At 62.5% G+C, this 19,351-nt stretch carries 14 protein-coding genes and 1 tRNA gene; 10 read left to right on the top strand and 5 right to left on the bottom strand.

All coding sequences use genetic code 11. From position 1 onward, the window contains the following. Positions 1-77: 77 nt before the first annotated feature. Positions 78-293, top strand: coding sequence for a CsbD family protein (locus ACE3OA_RS14745; RefSeq protein WP_374311987.1), 216 nt, complete (start codon positions 78-80; stop codon positions 291-293). 160 nt (positions 294-453) lie between these two features. Here ACE3OA_RS14745 and ACE3OA_RS14740 read toward each other — a convergent pair whose 3' ends face one another. Next, the gene (locus ACE3OA_RS14740) at positions 454-1,323 is read right to left on the bottom strand and encodes a LysR family transcriptional regulator (RefSeq protein ID WP_374311985.1); all 870 of its coding nucleotides are present in this window, start codon (positions 1,321-1,323) and stop codon (positions 454-456) included. Between the two features lie 344 nt (positions 1,324-1,667). On the opposite strand from ACE3OA_RS14740, the gene ACE3OA_RS14735 reads away from it, so the two are divergent. Next, the gene (locus ACE3OA_RS14735) at positions 1,668-5,066 is read left to right on the top strand and encodes an Ig-like domain-containing protein (protein ID WP_374311983.1); all 3,399 of its coding nucleotides are present in this window, start codon (positions 1,668-1,670) and stop codon (positions 5,064-5,066) included. A gap of 184 nt (positions 5,067-5,250) precedes the next feature. Here ACE3OA_RS14735 and ACE3OA_RS14730 read toward each other — a convergent pair. Next, positions 5,251-5,325 (bottom strand) — tRNA-Val (locus ACE3OA_RS14730). A 205-nt stretch (positions 5,326-5,530) separates the two neighbouring features. Here ACE3OA_RS14730 and ACE3OA_RS14725 point away from each other — a divergent pair. Next, positions 5,531-6,346, top strand: a complete 816-nt coding sequence (locus ACE3OA_RS14725) for a DUF3108 domain-containing protein (protein WP_374311981.1) — start codon at positions 5,531-5,533, stop codon at positions 6,344-6,346. Here the strand turns inward: ACE3OA_RS14725 and gph are convergent. Continuing rightward, positions 6,337-7,017 carry a phosphoglycolate phosphatase gene (gene gph, locus ACE3OA_RS14720; protein WP_374311979.1) on the bottom strand — a complete coding sequence of 227 codons (681 nt, stop codon included), beginning with the start codon at positions 7,015-7,017 and terminating at the stop codon, positions 6,337-6,339. The genes ACE3OA_RS14725 and gph overlap by 10 nt on opposite strands. 150 nt (positions 7,018-7,167) lie before the next feature. Here gph and glmU point away from each other — a divergent pair, with 150 nt between their 5' ends. The 3 genes from glmU (at position 7,168) to ftsH (ending at position 12,282) form a co-directional block, all read left to right on the top strand. Further along, complete coding sequence (gene glmU / locus ACE3OA_RS14715) at positions 7,168-8,535, top strand: bifunctional UDP-N-acetylglucosamine diphosphorylase/glucosamine-1-phosphate N-acetyltransferase GlmU (protein WP_374311977.1); 1,368 nt, start codon at positions 7,168-7,170, stop codon at positions 8,533-8,535. Between the two features lie 36 nt (positions 8,536-8,571). Next, the gene (glmS, locus tag ACE3OA_RS14710; RefSeq protein WP_374311975.1) at positions 8,572-10,392 is read left to right on the top strand and encodes a glutamine--fructose-6-phosphate transaminase (isomerizing); all 1,821 of its coding nucleotides are present in this window, start codon (positions 8,572-8,574) and stop codon (positions 10,390-10,392) included. Positions 10,393-10,467: 75 nt separating this feature from the next. After that, complete coding sequence (ftsH, locus tag ACE3OA_RS14705) at positions 10,468-12,282, top strand: ATP-dependent zinc metalloprotease FtsH (protein ID WP_374311973.1); 1,815 nt, start codon at positions 10,468-10,470, stop codon at positions 12,280-12,282. 9 nt (positions 12,283-12,291) lie between these two features. On the opposite strand, the gene ACE3OA_RS14700 is transcribed toward ftsH, so the two are convergent. After that, positions 12,292-15,324, bottom strand: coding sequence for a PAS domain-containing protein (locus tag ACE3OA_RS14700; protein ID WP_374311971.1), 3,033 nt, complete (start codon positions 15,322-15,324; stop codon positions 12,292-12,294). 302 nt (positions 15,325-15,626) lie between these two features. Next, positions 15,627-16,163: a hypothetical protein gene (locus ACE3OA_RS14695; RefSeq protein WP_374311969.1), complete on the bottom strand. Its 537-nt coding sequence runs from the start codon at positions 16,161-16,163 to the stop codon at positions 15,627-15,629. 161 nt (positions 16,164-16,324) lie between these two features. Here ACE3OA_RS14695 and ACE3OA_RS14690 point away from each other — a divergent pair, with 161 nt between their 5' ends. From ACE3OA_RS14690 to gatA, 4 genes are all read left to right on the top strand, one after another. Continuing rightward, positions 16,325-16,795 (top strand): Lrp/AsnC family transcriptional regulator, encoded by a 471-nt coding sequence (locus ACE3OA_RS14690; protein ID WP_374311967.1) that lies wholly within the window; start codon positions 16,325-16,327, stop codon positions 16,793-16,795. Positions 16,796-16,799: 4 nt separating this feature from the next. Next, positions 16,800-17,471, top strand: coding sequence for a LysE family translocator (locus ACE3OA_RS14685; RefSeq protein WP_374311965.1), 672 nt, complete (start codon positions 16,800-16,802; stop codon positions 17,469-17,471). 104 nt (positions 17,472-17,575) lie between these two features. After that, positions 17,576-17,863 (top strand): Asp-tRNA(Asn)/Glu-tRNA(Gln) amidotransferase subunit GatC, encoded by a 288-nt coding sequence (gene gatC, locus ACE3OA_RS14680; protein WP_374311963.1) that lies wholly within the window; start codon positions 17,576-17,578, stop codon positions 17,861-17,863. A gap of 11 nt (positions 17,864-17,874) precedes the next feature. Further along, complete coding sequence (gene gatA / locus ACE3OA_RS14675) at positions 17,875-19,347, top strand: Asp-tRNA(Asn)/Glu-tRNA(Gln) amidotransferase subunit GatA (protein ID WP_374311961.1); 1,473 nt, start codon at positions 17,875-17,877, stop codon at positions 19,345-19,347. The last annotated feature ends 4 nt before the right edge of the window (positions 19,348-19,351 follow it).

The following is a 19,351-nucleotide window of genomic DNA, read 5'->3' as shown; positions in this document are numbered from 1 at the left end:
GGATGCGAACTGATGGGAACTCGATTCTGCCTCGACTGTTTATTTCTCATATCGCAACGGAAAAGAGGAGCGACAACATGAATCAAGATCAGATCGCCGGTAACTGGAAGCAGCTCAAAGGCAAGATGAAGGAACAGTGGGGCAAGCTCACTGACGACGATATCACCAAACTCGAAGGGCACCATGACCAGCTTGTGGGCAAGATCCAGGAACGCTACGGCGTCGCGCGCGAGGAGGCCCAGAAGCAGATCGACACCTTCCGCACCGCCAACAAGGATCTTTGGCCGAACTGACCGGCCCGGGTTATTCGTCCCCGAGTTATTCGTCCCCGGGCTATTCGTCCAGGGTCATCAAGCAAGACGGCCCGCGCTCCTCTGGCGCGGGCCGTTTTGTTTTTTGGGCAAAGTCCGTTCGGGGGCACGTTGACCCGAACAAGAGGGGGAAAGATAGCGTTCACCGCGCAGGAGACAGCGAGGATACACTTGTCAGAAAATCACGCACGATCGGCATGCGGCACCGCTCGATGAAACAGACCGCATACTCATCAACCGTACGATTGCTGTCCATCAGTGGCAGGAAGCAGAGCCGCGAGTCGTGGCCGATCTCGCGATCTGCGATGATCCCAATGCCGAGGCCCGCCGCAACGACTTCGCAGACCGCTTCTCGCGAAGAAACCTCAATCATGCTCCCTGGCGTCACATGATGATCGGCCAGAGTTGACTCGAAAGTTTCACGGGTGACGGACCCTTTTTCGCGGAGGACGATTGTGCGGCCGGCGAGTTCCCCGGTGGATATCTCGTTCCGCGCGCTCCATTCGTGGTCGGCTGGGACGAATATTCCGATCCGCATCGACAATATCGGCCGGACATGCAATTGCGGATCAGGCGGTCGTCGCGCCGTGATGCCGACGTCAGCGCGATGGTTCACCAATTGCTCGATCACATGACCCGAATTGCCGATCGACAACGTGAAAGTCAGGTCCGGTCGACTGGATTTCAGACTGGCGAGAATCTGAACGGAATGGAATGCTGCGTCGGCGGCTACGCGAAGATGGCCGCCTCCTTGGCGGCGACTGCGCAGGATGGCGCGTGCCTCCGCCTCAGCCGCGAACAGGCGCTTGGTCACATCGAACAGCACATGGCCATCGGGCGTCAGGTTGACACCGAGCGGCTTGCGCTCGAACAGGCTCAATCCGGAGCCTGCCTCCAACTGCCGAACCTGGGCGGAGAGCGATGACTGGCTGACCGCCATCTCGCGCGCCGCCCGCGAGAACCCGCCCGCCAGCGCGACGAAGTGGAAAGCCCGAAGCTGAATCATCGACATGTTTCAGGTTCCTCATTTCCAGGCTCCGGTCATGCCGGGTTCCGGCCGGCTCCCGGGCGGAGCCTGCTCTTCGCGCCATGACCGAAATCCGGCCCGAAATGTAGTTGCTCTGTGTCTCCGTTCGGTTGCGGCAGCGTGACGATTCCAAGCGTGCTCACCCGCCGGCGGCAGAGGCTAGGTAGCGGCTATCGCTGCCTGCGATACCGGGCATCGCAAGTTTCAATGGCCAACGTCACGCAGGCGTCGATGACCTGTCATCGTCGCTTCCTAAGGTCCGGCTTGTCCGCATCGCGGGTCGAAGCGTTCGCTCGCCGGCGGTCGAGTTTCAGGCAAGAGAGGAAGCCATGGTACAGAAGGCAATCTTTATCGGGATCGACGGGGTGCAATTGGAGCAGCTGATGCTCCTGGGCCTGCAGGGCGAAGGGGAGGAAATCCTTGGCCTTGATATCGTGGAAGGATATGCGGGCGGCGTCCAGGGAACGGCGTCGGAGCAGAGCACCTCGAGCGGTCCCGGCTGGTCGACCCTGCTGTCCGGCGTGTGGGACGATCAGCACGGCGTTTCGAGCAACAACAATCAGCCGATCGCCAGCGACGTGACCAGCATTTTTGAATACATCAACAATGCGTCCCCCAATGCCACGATGGCCTCGATTGTCCATTGGTCGCCGATCAACACGGGCCATTTCGCCCGGGAAATGGGCCTGCTGGACGATCCCGCAATCGTCGACTATGTGTCGAGCGGCCTTTCGGACGCGGCCGTCACCGCCGCCGCCGTGAACCTCATCAACACCGCGGCGCCGGACTTCACCTTCATCCAGCTCGACGACGTGGACGGCGCCGGCCATTCCGCCGGCTTCGGCGAGGCCTACGACAATGCGCTGAGCACCGCTTCCAATCAGGTGGGCGAGATCCTGGCCGCCGTCGCCGCGCGCGAGGCGGCGTATCCGGGCGAGGACTGGCTGGTGATCGTGTCGACCGATCACGGCCGCGACCCGGCAACCGGCAGCTCGCATGGCGGGCAGACCAATTCGGAGCGCCGCATCTTCATCGCCTCGAACGAGGAACTGGCGTCATTCTCGGACGCCGTCCCGCAAACCTCTATCGTCGCGACGATCCTTGATCATCTCGACATCCCGTTCACGGTGTCGCCGGATGGGCTGGCGAGCGGCTCGCTCCTGGAAGGCGCCGCCGATCCGGTTCCCCCAGCACTCGAAGCGATTCTGTCGCCGGTCGACGACGCCGCGGGCGTTGCTATCGGCTCCAACCTGTCGCTGCGGTTCAGCGAGGATATCCAGAAGGGTGCCGGTAACATCGTCGTCAGACTGGTGTCGGACGACAGCGTGGTGACCACGGTCGACGTGACCTCGGCCCATGTCACCATTTCCGGCGATGTCGTGACCATCGACCTGCCGGAAGACCTCGCATCGGAGACGAACTACTATGTCGTGATCGAGCCGGGCGCCTTCACCGACGGCGTCAATGCCTTTGCCGGCATTTCGGACAAGACGACTTGGAACTTCACCACCGATGCTGACTCCACGGCGCCGGAAATTGTCGCCCTGCAGCCGGCCGATGGCAGCGTCGATGTGACGCCCGACAGCAATCTGGTGATCGAGTTCAGCGAGACGGTGCTGGCTGGCACCGGCAACATCCTCATCAAGCGGGTTGACGATGGCAGCATTGCCGAAACCATCGATGTGACGTCGAACCAGGTCACCATCGACGGCAAAATCGTGACCATCGATCCGGCAGCCGATCTGGAGCCGGGGGTCGAGTACTATGTTGCGATCGAGCCCGGCGCCTTGCGCGATACAGCGCAGCGGGCCACGCTCTTCTCCGAGGATTTCGATGGCCTCACCCTGCAGCCCTTTGTCGGCGAGAGCGGTGGCGACGGCACCGACTTCACCCCGACCCCTCCGCAGGGCTGGACCCACGAGAACACGACGCCCGCCGGCGGCCCCGTGGAGTATTACGGCTGGACCTTCTTCGACAAAGATGCCTGGATCGCCTCGGCCGGCAATCAGGGCCGGGCGAACTTCACCAACGCCAGCGGTACGGTGATGGTGGCCGATCCCGACGAATATGACGATGGTGCGACCAATATCGATCCCAACTTGTTCAACGCCCATATGAAGACGCCGGCGATCGATCTGACCGGCATCGTAGCCGGCACGGCTACCGTCAACTTCGACTCCAGCTGGCGACGCGAGGATAACCAGAAGGCGGTCTTGACCGTATCCTTCGACGGCGGCGCGCCGATCGAACTGCTGCGCTGGACTTCGGATCCCTCCGATCCGGATTTCAAGGCCGACACGACCAACGAGAACCTCACCATCGCCCTCAACAACCCCGAGGGAGCCACCAGCGCGGTGATCAGCTTCGGCGTGATCGACGGTGGTAACGATTGGTGGTGGGCCATCGACAATATTGCCGTCCAGGGGACGAGCAACAACGGCGCGGGCACCGGCAATCCCTTTGCTGGGATCGACGACTCGACGGCCTGGAACTTCACGGTCGAGGACAACGGGACGGGCGACCTGGTTCTCGTCGGCACGCCGGAGGATGACGTGCTGGAAGGTGCCGCCGGCAACGACCTGATCCAGGGCCTGGGCGCCAACGATATCCTCAATGGCGGCGAGGGAGCTGACGTCATCGAAGGTGGCGACGGTGACGACATTCTCGACGGCGGCGAAGATAACGATACGTTGAAGGGTGATGTCGGCGACGACGTGCTGACGGGCGATGCCGGAATCGACGGCCTTTCCGGCGGCGAGGGCGACGACGTTCTCGACGGTGGCAACGGGGCGGACACCCTGGATGGCGGGGTCGGCGCGGACGAGCTTGCTGGCGGCGAGGGTCGCGACCTGTTCCTCTATCACCAGGGCGGCTTCGGTGCGGACACGATCACCGACTTCCAGGCCGGCGATACGATCAGCTTCGATCGGTCGCTGTTCGGTGATGCCGACGACGTGCTGAGCCATGCAGAGCAGGTCGGTGCCGACGTCGTCATCACTCTGGACGGAGCGAACAGCATCACCCTGGTCGGCGTAAACCTGGACGATGTCGGCGAGGAGTCTTTCGCCTTCGTCGGCGAGGCGCCCGACCAGCATCTGGTCGGCGGGTCGGGGGCGGATACGCTCACCGGCGGCGCCGGCGACGACCTGCTGGAAGGCGGACACGGCAACGATGTTCTGACCGGCAAGGCGGGGAACGATATGCTCGACGGCGGTTACGGCAATGACAGCCTTGCCGGCGGCTCGGGTGACGACAATGTCAAAGGCGGGTACGGCGACGACACGCTCGATGGCGGCAGCGGCGACGATGATCTCGATGGTGGCTATGGCAATGACAGCCTGGTCGCTGGTGCTGGCGACGACACGCTCATCGGCGGCTATGGCAACGATGCCCTGGCCGGAGATGAGGGCGACGATGCGCTCAATGGCGGCTACGGGAGCGACGTGCTGACTGGTGGCCACGGCAGCGACCAACTGACTGGTGGTCGCGGCATCGATACCTTCGTGTTCGCCGCCGGCTTCGGCAAGGACACGATCAGCGACTTCGGCGATTACGGCGCCGATGTGATCGCGTTCGCCGACGGGCTGTTCGGCGGTTTCGCCGACGTGATGGCTCACGCTGCTCAGGTCGGTGACGATGTCTCCATCACCCTCGATGGCGACAACTCGCTCACCCTGATAGGCACCAAGCTGGCGGCCTTGCACCAGGACAATTTCAGCTTCGTCTGATTGGGTCTGGTCCCGCCAGAGAGGGATGGTCGAAGAGACGGGGGCGCCCGAAAGGGCGCTCCCGTTTCGCCAAGGAGCAGCAGGCCGCCGTTAAGGACTGGCTTTACTGGCGTTTATTGCCGGTTTGTTCTGATCGCGAGCGAGCCCAGCAGGCTGCTGAAATGGCTATATTTTGCGGTGGGAATGGTGGGTGCGACAGGGATTGAACCTGTGACCCCTACCGTGTGAAGGTAGTGCTCTCCCGCTGAGCTACGCACCCGCCTGGACTGGATGCGGCCGGTCGAGAGCAGGCCGCTGGCGTCTGGGCGGGTTGTTTAGCCTCCGCCTCTTCCCGTGTCAAATTAATCCGGGTTAATCCGGGCGCCCGGTCAAGCTGCCGTGATCGGGTTTCCGGAGGCCTTGACAGATTGCTGCCAGCAACCGAGTTGATGATGGCTCCCAGATCCGATCCCTGAGGTGATTCAATGCGTTACTTTGCCAAGCCGCTTTTTGCCGGTCTCGCGGTCCTGGGCCTTGCTGCCATCGGTGTTGGCCTGGGCCAGGGGGCCGCGGCTTCAAGGCCCGTAACGCTGACCTATGCCGGCTATATGGCGGGTCTGCCGGTCTTTTCGCTGAGCACCACGGTCAACCTGCCCGCGGGGACCGTGCCGGGCAATGGCGGCTACACCATCACGGCTGACGGGCAGACCGCCGGCAATTTCCGCATGCTCTATCCCTATGCTGCCAGCATCAACGCCTCGGGAGCGCTGAAGAACCAGGCGGCGGCCCCCACGCAGTTCCGTTCGGTCTCGCAGATCATGGGCAAGCAGGAAGCGGTGACGCTGACCTATGGTGCCGGCGGCAAGGTTGGCATCAACGCCCAGCCGCTGACGCGCCAGGCGCAGGAAGCGGCGGCCCAGGGCTTTGCCAATGGCACGATGGATCCGGCCAGCGCCGTGGTGGCCCTAGTCGCGAAATTCGCCAAGACCCATCAATGCCAGGGTACCTACAAGCTGTTCGACGGCGTGCGGCGCTACGACCTCAAGCTCGCGCAAGGTGGTTTCGTCGATCTCAACCCGATGCAGCAATCCTATTACGACGGTTCGGCCACCGAATGCAGCGCCGAACCGCAATTGCTGCAGGGTTTTTCCAGCGTGGCGGCGCAATCGCAATTCTATCCGCAATCGGCGCGACTGTGGCTGGCCCCGGCCGTCGCTGGCCTACCGGCCATTCCCGTGCGCATCGAAGCACAGAATGCGCTGGGACAGATGGTGCTGGATTTGGTCGACGTTCAGTTCTGATCGAGCACATCCAGCAGGGCAGGGAGATCGGCAAAGCGGGCGATCTCGTGAAAATCGCCCTGCGAGGCCCGATCGGCCGGCCGGCCATAGCCTGAAGGAATGATGACCGCGGGCACACCGCCCGCCTTGGCGGTGGCAAGGTCGGTATGGCTGTCGCCGATCATCACCGATATTTCGGCAGCACGTGCCGCATCGCCACCGGCCTTGGCGATGGCTGCCAGCAGCGGTTCCCTGGCGGGCTTGCGTTCCTTCATGGAATCGCCGCCGATCACCGCCTGAAACAAAGGCGACAAGCCGAAATGGTCGAGCACCAGCATGGTCGCTGCCGAAGGCTTGTTGGTGCAGAGCGCCAGATGCCGGCCGTCGCGGCGGAAGGTCTCCAGAATCTCGCGTACTTTGGGGTAAAGGGCTGTGCGGTTGGTCGAGGCCGCCTCGTAATGCAGTTTGAAGCGCGGCATCAGTTCGGCCGCCTCAATTGCCACCCCGGATGCCTTCAGGGCACGTGCCAGCAGCACCGGGGCGCCGTCGCCGATCATGGTTTTGACGTCCGCCAGCGGCAAAGGCGCCTTGCCCAACTCTCCCAGCAGCACATTGACCGCGTCGGCGATATCCGGGGCCGAGTCGATCAGCGTCCCATCCAGGTCGAACACCAGAAATTGCCGCCACGCCATAATTCCGCCCTTTTCGCCAGTATTTTGGGCCGCTCGTCAGTTTGAAGACGGGGGATTGGATTGCGGGCGGTGGATATGGCATTTTCCCCCGCATCGCAAGTGGGGGTCGGTGCCGGTGGCACCGGTAGTTCTTAGGATCGACACGCAAAAATGTCCGCAAGCTCGCAACAGACCGCCGCCATCATCCTTGCCGCCGGCAAGGGAACGCGCATGAAATCGGCTCTGCCCAAGGTGATGCATCGCATTGCCGGCTGCACCATGGTCGGGCACGTGCTCGCCAATCTGGCACCACTCCGTAGCGGACCCAATGTGGTGGTCGTGGCGCCGGGCATGGACCAGGTAGCGGCCGAAGTTTCGCCGACGCCCACGGCCATCCAGCACGATCAGCTCGGTACCGGTCATGCCGTCGGCTGTGCGCGGGAAGCGCTGGCTGGGTTTATTGGCACGGTCCTTGTGCTTTATGGCGACAGCCCGTTCATCTCGACTGCCACGTTGCAAGCGCTGGTGACGCGCCGCGCCGGCGCTGACAATCCGGCCGTGGTCGTTCTCGGCATGCGGCCGGCCGATCCGGCGAAGTATGGCCGTCTTATCCTCGACAAATCCGGCGGACTCGACCGCATCGTCGAATGGAAGGAGGCGAGCGAGGCCGAGCGTGCGGTCACCTTGTGCAATTCCGGTGTCATGGCGATTGACGGCAAGGTGCTGTGGTCGCTGATCGAGCGCATCGACAACAAGAATGCCAAGGGCGAATATTACCTCACCGACATCGTCGAATTGGCGCGCGGTGACGGCCGCGCCTGTGCTGTCGTCGAGGCGCCGGAAGCAGAATTGATGGGGGTGAACAGCCGCGCCGAACTGGCCGTGGCCGAAGCTCTTTTCCAGGACCTGCGCCGCGCCCAGGCGATGGAGGAGGGTGCCACCCTCACAGATCCCAAGACCGTCTTCTTCGCCGCCGATACCAAACTCGGCCGCGATGTCGTGATCGGTCCCAATGTCGTCTTCGGTCCCGGTGTCGAGATTGCCGATGACGTGGAGATCCGCGCTTTCTGCCATATCGAAGGCGCGAAAGTCGCCGGCGGCGCCATCATCGGTCCTTTTGCGCGGCTGCGTCCGGGCGCCGAGATTGGCGCCGATGCCCATGTCGGCAATTTCGTTGAAGTGAAGAACTCAGTCCTCGGCCAAGGTGCCAAGGCCAATCATCTGAGCTATCTGGGTGATGCCGATATCGGCGCCAGATCCAATATCGGCGCCGGCACCATCACCTGTAATTACGACGGCTATCTGAAGGCCCGCACCGTCATCGGCGACGGCGCATTCATCGGCTCGAATTCGGCCCTGGTGGCGCCGGTCAAGGTGGGCGAGGGAGCGATTGTCGGCGCCGGTAGCGTGATTACACGCGATGTCGAGGCAGATGCCATCGCCGTCTCGCGGGCCGAACAGGTATCACGCACCGGTCGCGCCCGCGACTTTCGCGCCCAGCGCCAGAAAATGAAACAGGAAAAGGCCGGCCGCAAGTAAGGCGGCATCGGCAAAGCTAACGGGAGTTCAAGATCCATGTGCGGTATCGTCGGTATCATCGGCAAGGCCGAAGTAGCATCCTTGCTGTTCGACGGGCTGAAGCGTCTCGAATACCGCGGCTATGATTCCGCCGGCATCGCGACCCTGGTCGATGGCCGCATCGAACGCCGCCGTGCCGAAGGGAAACTCGGCAATCTCGGTGCGGTGCTGGAGAAGCAGCCGTTGACCGGCACCATCGGCATCGGCCACACGCGCTGGGCGACCCATGGGCGTCCCTCGGAAAAGAACGCGCATCCGCATGCGACCGACAAGGTCGCCATCGTCCATAACGGCATCATCGAGAATTTCCAGGAACTCCGGGACGAGTTGATCCAACTCGGCAAGAAGTTCAGCACCGATACCGATACCGAAGTGGTGGCGCATCTTCTTACGCACTATCTCAAGCATGGCCACAGCCCGGAACAGGCGATGGAGCGGGCCATGGGCCGCCTGCATGGCGCCTTCTCGCTCGCCATCCTTTTTGCCGACCGACCCGACATCATCGTCGGCGCACGCCGCGGTTCGCCGCTGGCCGTGGGCTATGGCGATGGTGAGATGTTCTTAGGGTCGGATGCGATGGCGCTGGCGCCCTTCACCAACCGCATCTGCTATCTTGAGGAAGATGATTGGGCAGTCCTCTCGATGGATGGCGCGGTCATCTATAATGACGGTCGCCGGGTCAATCGCGAAGTGACCCAGACGGCGCTTTCGGGTGCCCTCATCGGCAAGGGCAACTACCGCCATTTCATGATGAAGGAAATTGCCGAGCAGCCGACGGTGATCGGCGACACACTGCAGGCCTTCATGAATCCGCTGGAACGGCGCATCCAGCTGCCGAATCTGCCGATTGATCTTGCTAAGATCAGCCGCCTTACCATCGTTGCCTGCGGCACGGCGCATCTTGCCGGTTTTGTTGCCAAATACTGGCTGGAAAGTGTCGCCCGCCTGCCGGTCGATCTCGATGTTGCTTCCGAGTTCCGCTACCGCCAGGCGCCGATGGATCCGAACGGGGCGATGCTGGTCATTTCACAATCCGGCGAAACGGCGGATACGCTGGCGGCCCTGCGCTACGCGAAGTCGCTCGGCCAGAAGGTTATTGCGGTCCTGAACGTGCCGGAAAGCACGATGGGTCGCGAAAGCGATCTTGTTTTGCATACGTTGGCCGGGCCCGAAATTGGCGTTGCCTCGACCAAGGCTTTCTCGACCCAGTTGGTCGTGCTGGCGTGCTTTGCGCTCGCGACGGCACGGGCGCGTGGCGCCATTGATGCGGCCCGCGAGGCGGAATTGTCGGCGGCCCTTACCGAGGTGCCGGCGCGCGTTGCCGAGATATTGAATCACGATGCGCATCTCAAGGAGATCGCTTTGAAGGTGGCTGAAGCGCGCGACGTTCTCTTCCTCGGTCGCGGCACGTCCTATCCTATCGCCCTCGAAGGCGCGCTGAAGCTCAAGGAAATTTCCTACATCCATGCAGAAGGCTATGCCGCCGGCGAGATGAAGCATGGTCCCATCGCGCTCATTGACGAAAATGTGCCGGTGATCGTGGTGGCGCCGACCGATGAGCTTTTCGACAAGACGTTCTCGAACCTACAGGAAGTCATGGCGCGCGGTGGTCGTGTCGTTTTCCTTTCCGATGCGGAAGGCGTGCGCAAGCTCGGCGGTCAAGCGATGGCGGTGGTCGAATTGCCCAAGGTCGATCCCTTCGTTTCGCCGATCCTCTATACCATTCCGGTGCAATTGCTGGCCTACCACGCGGCCATTGCTAAGGGCACGGATGTCGATCAGCCGCGCAATCTGGCCAAGAGCGTCACGGTCGAATAGCCGGCGGCTTGACCGGACTAGCCTGAACGCGCAGCATGCTGTCGGGTTTGGGTCGTCCTGGGGACATTCATCGGCATGGATAAAAAGGCGCAACTGCACACTTGGTATTTCGTCGTCGCCATCCTCGGCGTCTTCGCCCTGCAGTATTTTCTGGCACAATATCTTGCCGTAGAGATCCTCCCATACAGCGAGTTCCAGAAGATTCTGCACGAGGGCAAGGTGGCCGAGGTGACGGTCACTGAAAATTACATTCACGGAACGCTGCGCCCGGATGCTACTGGCAAGGTCCAGCCTTTCGTGACGACCCGCGTCGATCCGGAAATCGCGGCGGAGCTTGCGGCCCAGGGCGTCAAGGTGACTGGCGCCAGCGAGGATTCCTTCCTCAGGACGATCATCTCCTGGGTGGCGCCGGCGCTCATCTTCTTCGGCATCTGGGCCCTGGTATTCCGCAAATTCGCTGACAAGGCCGGGTTTGGCGGCGGCTTCATGACGATCGGCAAGAGCCGCGCCAAGGTCTTCGTCGAAACCGACACCAAGGTGACTTTTGCCGATGTGGCAGGTGTCGATGAGGCGAAGGCCGAGTTGGAGGAGATCGTTAACTTCCTCAAGAATCCCGACAAATATGGCCGCCTGGGCGGCCGGATGCCAAAGGGGATTCTCCTCGTCGGACCGCCCGGCACCGGCAAGACATTGTTGGCCCGCGCCGTTGCCGGCGAGGCCGGCGTGCCCTTCTTCTCGATCAGCGGTTCCGAATTCGTCGAGATGTTCGTCGGCGTGGGTGCTGCGCGGGTGCGGGATCTGTTCGAGCAGGCGCGCGCCAATGCTCCGGCCATCATCTTCATCGACGAGCTTGATGCCCTGGGCCGCGCACGCGGCGCATTTCCCTTCGGCGGTGGGCATGACGAGAAGGAACAGACGCTTAACCAGCTTCTAGCCGAACTCGACGGCTTCGATCCCAGCCAAGGCTTAGTGTTGCTGGGTGCCACCAATCGGCCGGAAATCCTCGATCCGGCCCTTTTGCGCGCAGGCCGGTTCGACCGGCAGGTGCTGGTCGACCGGCCGGACCGGGTCGGGCGCGTGCAGATCCTCAATGTGCATCTGAAGAAAGCCAAGCTCGACCCAAGCGTCTCAGCCGACGAGATCGCGGGGCTCAGCACCGGCTTCACCGGTGCGGATCTCGCGAACCTGGTCAACGAAGCAACGTTGCTCGCGACGCGGCGCGGCGGCGACAGCGTGACCATGGCGGATTTTACGGCGGCGATCGAGCGCATCATCGCGGGGTTGGAAAAGCGTAACCGCCTGCTCAACCCGCAGGAACGCAAGATCGTCGCGCATCATGAGGTCGGCCACGCCTTGCTCGCTTTGTCCCTGCCCGGCAATGAGGTCGTGCACAAGGTATCTATCATCCCGCGCGGTATCGGCTCGCTCGGTTACACGATCCAGCGGCCGACCGAAGATCGCTACCTGATGACGCGGGAGGAACTGGAAAATCGCATGGCTGTTCTGCTGGGCGGGCGGGCGGCGGAAAAGCTTGTCTTTGGTGTGTTGTCGACGGGTGCGGCGGATGATCTGGTAAAGGCCACGGATATCGCCCGCAGCATGGTCATGCGCTTCGGCATGCATGAAGCGATCGGCCAGGTAGCGCTCGACGAGGCACCGCAGACTTATCTGGGCCAGGGGCAGACCCCCTTTGGGTCGCCGCGGCAGTTCAGCGAGGAAACCGCGCGTGAAATCGACGTTGCAGTCCGCGGCATCGTCGACACCGCCTATCGTCGCGCCCAGCAAATTCTGGAAGCCAAGCGCCCTCTGTTGGAGCGTGTCTCACAAATGTTGCTGGAAAAGGAGACGCTCGGTGGCGAGGAACTGCGACGTCTGGTCGATGCGGCTTGAGTTTGGCGTCTAGCGGGTATTGTCCGAGAGGACCCGCTCCGGCGGGAAGATCATGATCACGCGCGTTCCGGCGCCGGGGGCGCTGGTAATCTCCAGCCGGCCATTGTGCATGTCCATCAAGCGGCGGCTGATGGCAAGGCCGAGGCCGATGCCGCCATAGCGACGCGACAGGCTCGATTCCCCTTGCGCAAAGGGCTTCCCCAGTCTCGGCAGCAGCTTGGCGTCGATGCCCTTGCCTGTGTCCGACACCGCAATCAGCAGGCCTGCATCGGGATCGTTGGTCGCGGTGATGGTGACCCGGCCATGGCGCGGCGTGAATTTCAAGGCGTTGGAGAGCAGATTACCGAGGATCTGCTTGAAAGCTCGTTCTTCGCCGAGCAGGGCCGGCAGCTTGCCGGTCTCGTCGACGGCCAGAGCGATGCCGTCGCGCTGGGCTTGCGCCGTGAAATGCCGGCTGCATTCGGCGATTGCCGCGCGGATGTCGAAGGGGAATTCCTGCAGATAGCGCTCGCCGCTTTCGATGCGCGACATTTCCAGAAGGTCGCTGATGATCTCCAGCAGGTGGCGCCCGCTGCTGCGGATCGCGTCGATGCTCTCGGCATAGACTGCCGGAACGGGACCGAGCAGCTGCTGTGCCAGAACATCGGCGAAGCCGATGACGGCATTGAGCGGTGTGCGCAGCTCATGGCTCATATTGGCAAGGAACTCGGTCTTGGCCCGGTCGGCCATCTCAGCGCGGATGCGGGATTGATTGAGTGCCTGCTCACGCGCCTTGACGTCGGTAATATCGAGGATGATGCCTTCGAGGCGCACCAGCTTGGCGTCGCTATCCAGCATGGCTTCGCCCTGCTGCCGTACCACTTTGATGGTGCCATTGGGCAGGACGATGCGGTGTTCGATCTGGAACGGCGCCGGTTTCTCGATCGTGTGCTCCATATCCTTGATAACGCGCTGCCGATCATCCGGATGAACACAGGCCAGCATGCGGTCGACGGTAAAGGCGCCGCTGCCGGGTTCCAGGCCGAAAATCCGGTAGACTTCGTCCGAGCAGCTGACGTCGCCCGTCGCCATCACCCGGGACCAGTTGCCGACATGGGCGATGCGCTGGGCATTGGCGAGGCTGTGATGGGCGCGGCGCAAATCCGCCTCGGCGTTCTTGCGCTGGCTGATATCCTGAATGACACCGAAAGCACCGACGACGCGGCCTCTTTCGTCCTTGAGCTGTTCGGCCAGGGAACGCAGCCAGATTTCGCTGCCGTCCGGCCGGCGCAGGCGATAGTCGAGATCGTAGCTTGAGCGCCGCCCCTCACGCAGCTCGGTGATCGCGCGCATCAGGCGCAATCGGTCGTCGGGATGCGGAAAGTGATGCTCGAAGGTGCCGTCGAGCATGGCGGCCTCCGCCGTCTCGCTATCGATGCCGGTGATGCTGGCCGCTTCCTTCGACCAGATGGCGCTTTTGATGCCGAGGCCCTCGGCCTTGGCATCCTTCAGCCACGACCAATAGCCAAGGCGCGCCAGATGGTGGGCCGCCTCCAACTGGTGCTCCTTGTCGCGAAGGGCCAGCTCGCCGCGCCTGATATCGGTAATGTCGTGAATAAGGCCGGTGGCATGGAGCGCCAATCCGGCGCCATCGCGTTCGCGCAGGGCGACTGAGCGCAATACGCGCTCGCCGAGCTCGGGATGAAGATAGGCATATTCAATGGTGTAGTTGTCCGAAAGCCCGGCCCGGAATCGCAGCAAGGCCTCGAGGACGCGGGCGCGGTCGGCAGCATGGACATAGTTGGTGCAGAAATCTTCGACCGACATGGCGCGCATCGTCGCTTCGCTGATGCCGGAGACGGTCTGGGCCTCGGCCGAATAGTGAAAGCGATCGCGCGGCACCGCGGCCAGATTGCGGCTGAAGCCGGCCTCGTCCCAGAACCAATAGCCGATGCCGGCCAATCTGTGGGCAGCGGTGAGGATGATCTGTACCTGCTGCACCGCCAGCGCGGCGCGGCGCACCTCGGTCATGTCCTGAACGATACCGGTCAGTTCGACGATGTCGCCGGCGCCGTTGCGCAGTTTTTCGGAGAGCACGCGGATGTGCCGATAGTCGCCGTTGCCACGACGTATGCGGTAATCCTGGCTCAGCTGGTCATCGTCTGACAGCAGGAATGTGCGATAGCTGGCCATCACGATGTCCCGGTCATCCGGATGGATGAGCGCCGCATAGGTCCTATCGTCGCCTTGATTGAGCGTCTCGATGGGAACGTCGAAGATGTCGGCCGCCTCGGCGGCGTAATGATATTGGCCGGCACGGTCGTTGGCGATGCGCGGACCGATTTCCGCGTCGGGCAGCCAGTTCCAATGCGCCAGGCGCGCGATCCGGTGGGCACGGTGCAAGGCCAGCGCCGATCGTTCCGAATGCGCCTCGGAACGGCGCAGATCCGTGATGTCGATCCCGGCAGCGACGATCGCCTGCAACCTGCCGCTGGCATCGCGTATGTCCGAGCAGGTCCAGCGCAGCAGACGTTTTTCACCGGATCTGGTCAGCCAGTGGTTCTCGTTGACGCGGGGAAATGGCGTGGGACTGCTGGCGTCGACGGCGTCGGCAACGGCGCGTCGCTCTTCCAGCGGCACGAGTTTGCGCCACAGGGCTGGTTCGGCCAGTTCCTGCATCGAATAGCCGGAAAGTTCGGCGCAAGCCCTGTTGTAGCGCAACATGCGACCGCGATTGTCGGTCACCACCAGCAGCGCCTGGGCGCGGTCGATGACGGCGTCGGCCAGCACTGGATGCGTGACCCGGTTCGGCACCGACCCCGTCGCCCGTCCAGTCAAGATGGCAGCAATGGCACCGGCTCCCGCAACCGCGCCGACCGCGAGGCCGGCAGGAAGAGAAAGGGCGCCGCTGGCGCCAAGCCAGGCAATGCTGGCGATGGCGCTGGTGGAAAGGAGCGCGAGGCTGGTGGAAACGGCACGGCGCGCTGGTGGCGCCACGGCAAAGGCCGGCTCCGTCAAATCGTCTTCCGTGGCAAGGCCGCGCCCCCTCGCATCAAAACCCATTCTGGACCCAAGCGCGGGCCGGCAGCCCCCGGCCCGCGCCCCCGATCAAGCCCGTGATCTCCACGGGCCAGCAAACCCGTTACGAATCATTACCTAATCACTAACATGAAAAGTACCATCTTAACTTTCTGTTAACCAAGACAAACCTGCAGCAGGCGCACACTATTTAAGAAGAAATTGTTGATTCAGTGGATATGACGGCGCTGTCATTGACAGCTTTGACACAAGACCCATGCTTCACCGGCAGGCGGTTGGCCCGTCAGTTTTCCAGAAATATTATTGATTACAGCTTGTTAGGTCTATTAAACGCTCAGACAGGGGCTAACGCCGTTGAGCGGCAAATGGGCATCATTGCCGGGCGCGAGCCGGATGGATGACGACGCGAGATAGGGTGCCTGGTCCGCTCCGAAGGCGACGAACTGGATGGCGCCGTTGGGCCGGACGAACATGACGAAGCAATTGGCGGCGCCATCCCGATAGTTCGGATAGGCGTAGCAGACCTCGCCCTGATCGACCCACCATTTGCCGGGATAGGTACAGCCCTTCTCAAAATAGGCCGTGCGCCCATCAGCCAGGTGATATTCGATCCAATCCTCGCCGTCGAAATAGCGGCCGTAGATTGTAAGTTCGCTGAGCTTCTTCTTGATTTCGGCGGGATCCGTCACTGCCACCGCATCGGGTGCCAAATCACCTGGAACCTCCGGCGCTGGCTCCGCCAGATCGCCTGGCGTGTCGGCGAAGGCCGGGACCAGCGGCAAGGCGAGACCGCCCAGGCCCATCTGAGCCAGCACGGCCAAATGCAGAACTTTCCTTGCCAAGGGTGCGAGGCGGATCGTCACGTCGTTTCTCCAGTAGGCCCAGTCTATATGTGAACTGGAATTGCGGCCCGATTTTGGCACAGAGTCGGCCCGAATTGATATCGCGCCGCATACTATACGTTGACATGGCCATTACTCCGAATTATATCCGAAAATATCCTCTGTAGAGCGGAAGGCAGGCCGTGCTGGACGAAATCGACCGCAATATCGTCGCCATGATGCAATTGGACGCCACTCTCGCTTATGCCGATTTGGGTGAGCGCGTCGGCTTGTCCGCTTCGACCATCAACGATCGGCTGAAGCGACTGCGGGCAAAGGGCGTCATTCGCCGGGTCAGCGCCGAAATCGACCCCCATGCCCTGGGTCTCGACCTGATGGTGTTTGTGTTGGTGGAATTGAGCGGCCGGGCGGAAGAACAGGCCTTCGTCGCCGCGATGCGCGCGGCTCCTGCCGTGCTGGAATGCCATCACATTGCCGGCGAATTCTCCTATCTGCTCAAGGTTCGCGTCGCCTCGACGGCAGCCTATGAGGAATTCCTCGACATGCATCTCAAATCGCTGGCCGGCATCCGCCGGACACAGAGCCTCATTACCCTGTCGAGCGCCAAGGACAGCCGTGTCCTCCCGAGTGCTGCTCCGGTGGAGGCGGGCTGACATCATGGAAATGCTCTCCTGGCATATCCCGCTGATCGTGAAGGGCATCATCATCGGCTTTGCCGTGGCGGCGCCGGTCGGTCCGATCGGCATGTTGTGCATTCGCCTGACCCTCGAAAAAGGCCGTGCGGCGGGCTTTTGTGGCGGGTTGGGGGCGGCGGTCGCGGACACGATCTTCGCTGCCGTCGGCGCCTTCGCCCTCATTGGCGCCTTCGGCCTGACCTCCGGTGCCGGTTCCATTGAGGCGTATCGGAACTGGCTCGAACTCGGCGGCGGTCTGTTCCTGGTGGCGTTCGGCGTGCATCTCGGGCTGAAGCGCCCGGTCATTGCCGGCAGCGATGAAGAGGTGCCGCAGACCCTGCTGGCCGATTTCCTGCGCACCTTGGTGCTGACGCTTGCCAATCCATCGACCATCCTCTCCTTCATCGGTATCTTTGCCGGTGCTTCCGTCCTGTCGCGGCTCAACCTGACCGACACGCCGGAACTGATCCTGGGCGTGTTCCTGGGCTCGGCCGGCTGGTGGCTGACCCTTTCCATCGTGGTCGGCTTCATCCGGCATATGATCTCGGAAGCCGTCTTCGTCTGGCTCAACCGGATTGCCGGCGGCCTGCTGGTGGCCTTCGGTTTTGTCACCCTCATTCACCTGACCGTCGGCTATTTTTCGGGCGGTCAATGAGGCTGCCGGACCCTCTTCCGGGGTGGTTGCCCCGGCTGGGGGCGGATGCTAGTTTCCGCCCCGATTTCGCCCGTTTTCCGCACAGATTGGACTGATCCCACGCCATGTCATTGGACAGCAAGACCGTCGCCCATATCGCCACCTTGGCCCGTATCCGTGTGCCCGAGGCTGATCTGCCCGGCCTCGCCAGCGAGCTTTCCGGCATCATGACCTGGATCGAGCAATTGAACGAAGTGGACACCAAGGGCGTCGAGCCGATGTCGGGCGTGCTGGCGCGCGACCTGCCGCGCCGCGCCGACGTGGTCAATGACGGTGGTGATCCGAACAAGGTCCTGGCCAATGCGCCTGAGCCGGCCCATGGCTTCTTCACCGTCCCCAAAGTGGTCGAGTGAGGAGCGAAGCCATGACTGATTTGACGCACCTCACCATTGCCGACGCGCTCGACGGCCTCGCCGCCAAGAAGTTCTCGGCCCGCGAGCTCACGGACGCGCATCTCAAAAAGATGGCGGCTTTGAAGAAGCTCAACGCCTACATCACAGAGACGCCGGAAAAGGCCCTCGCCCAGGCCGACGCTTCGGACAAGCGCCGCGCATCGGGTGGCAAGGTCGGCAGCCTCGACGGCATCCCGCTCGGCATCAAGGATCTCTTCTGTACCGAAGGCGTGCAGACGACGGCGGGGTCGCACATCCTCGAAGGCTTCAAGCCGACCTATGAATCGACGGTGACGAAGAACCTGTTCGATGCCGGCGCCGTCATGATGGGCAAGCTCAACCTCGACGAATTCGCGATGGGCTCCAGCAACAAGACGTCCTATTACGGCAACGTCATCAATCCGTGGAAGCGCCAGAGTGACAACACCGACCTCGTCCCCGGCGGTTCATCGGGTGGCTCCTCGGCTGCTGTTGCTGCGCGTATCGCCATGGCGGCGACGGGCACCGATACGGGCGGCTCGATCCGCCAGCCGGCGGCGTTGACCGGTACTGTCGGCATCAAGCCGACCTATGGCCGCTGCTCCCGCTGGGGAATCGTCGCCTTCGCGTCATCATTAGATCAGGCTGGCCCCATCGCGCGTTCGGTCGAAGACTGCGCCATCATGCTGGGCGCCATGGCCGGACATGACCCCAAGGATTCAACCTCGGTCGAAATGCCGGTGCCGGACTTCCGCAAGGGCCTCACCGGCAACATCAAGGGCCTGCGCGTCGGCATCCCCAAGGAATACCGTGTCGACGGCATGTCGCAGGAGATCAGCGATCTCTGGGCCAAGGGTGCCGCATGGCTGAAGGAACAGGGTGCCGAGATCAAGGAGATCTCGCTGCCGCATACCAAATACGCGCTGCCGACCTATTACATCATCGCGCCGGCGGAAGCCTCGTCGAACCTGGCCCGCTATGACGGCGTGCGCTTCGGCCTGCGCGTGCCGGGTAACAGTCTCGATGAGATGTACGAACTGACCCGCGCCGCCGGTTTCGGCAAGGAAGTGAAGCGCCGCATCCTTATCGGCACTTATGTGCTTTCGGCCGGCTATTACGACGCCTATTACCTGCAGGCACAGAAGATCCGCGCGCTCATTCTCAAGGACTTCACTGACGCCTTCAAGGATGTCGATGTGATCCTCACCCCTTCGACGCCGTCGGCCGCCTTCGGCTTCAACGAGAACGAAGGCGACCCGGTGCAGATGTATCTGCAGGACGTCTTCACAGTGACCGTGAACCTTGCGGGCCTCCCCGGCATTTCCGTGCCCGCGGGCCTTGATGCCAACGGCCTGCCGCTGGGTCTGCAGATGATCGGGCGCGCGTTCGACGAAGAAACGCTGCTGCGTTCCGCGCAGGTCCTGGAGCGCGCCGCCAATTTCACCGCTCTGCCGGCGGGAGTGTAAGAAA

The sequence above is a fragment of the Dongia sp. genome, from assembly GCF_041906375.1.
Classification (GTDB): Bacteria; Pseudomonadota; Alphaproteobacteria; order Dongiales; family Dongiaceae; genus Dongia.
The sequence above is the reverse complement of the archived record's forward strand: the minus strand, read 5'-3'. Positions and strand labels throughout refer to the sequence as shown.

Excerpts from the sequence above, each read along its gene's own strand:
- ACE3OA_RS14745 (WP_374311987.1), top strand. The coding sequence starts at position 78 with ATGAATCAAGATCAGATCGCCGGTAACTGGAAGCAGCTCAAAGGCAAG.
- ACE3OA_RS14740 (WP_374311985.1), bottom strand. The coding sequence starts at position 1,323 with ATGTCGATGATTCAGCTTCGGGCTTTCCACTTCGTCGCGCTGGCGGGC.
- ACE3OA_RS14735 (WP_374311983.1), top strand. The coding sequence starts at position 1,668 with ATGGTACAGAAGGCAATCTTTATCGGGATCGACGGGGTGCAATTGGAG.
- ACE3OA_RS14725 (WP_374311981.1), top strand. The coding sequence starts at position 5,531 with ATGCGTTACTTTGCCAAGCCGCTTTTTGCCGGTCTCGCGGTCCTGGGC.
- gph (WP_374311979.1), bottom strand. The coding sequence starts at position 7,017 with ATGGCGTGGCGGCAATTTCTGGTGTTCGACCTGGATGGGACGCTGATC.
- glmU (WP_374311977.1), top strand. The coding sequence starts at position 7,168 with ATGTCCGCAAGCTCGCAACAGACCGCCGCCATCATCCTTGCCGCCGGC.
- glmS (WP_374311975.1), top strand. The coding sequence starts at position 8,572 with ATGTGCGGTATCGTCGGTATCATCGGCAAGGCCGAAGTAGCATCCTTG.
- ftsH (WP_374311973.1), top strand. The coding sequence starts at position 10,468 with ATGGATAAAAAGGCGCAACTGCACACTTGGTATTTCGTCGTCGCCATC.
- ACE3OA_RS14700 (WP_374311971.1), bottom strand. The coding sequence starts at position 15,324 with ATGGGTTTTGATGCGAGGGGGCGCGGCCTTGCCACGGAAGACGATTTG.
- ACE3OA_RS14685 (WP_374311965.1), top strand. The coding sequence starts at position 16,800 with ATGGAAATGCTCTCCTGGCATATCCCGCTGATCGTGAAGGGCATCATC.
- gatC (WP_374311963.1), top strand. The coding sequence starts at position 17,576 with ATGTCATTGGACAGCAAGACCGTCGCCCATATCGCCACCTTGGCCCGT.
- gatA (WP_374311961.1), top strand. The coding sequence starts at position 17,875 with ATGACTGATTTGACGCACCTCACCATTGCCGACGCGCTCGACGGCCTC.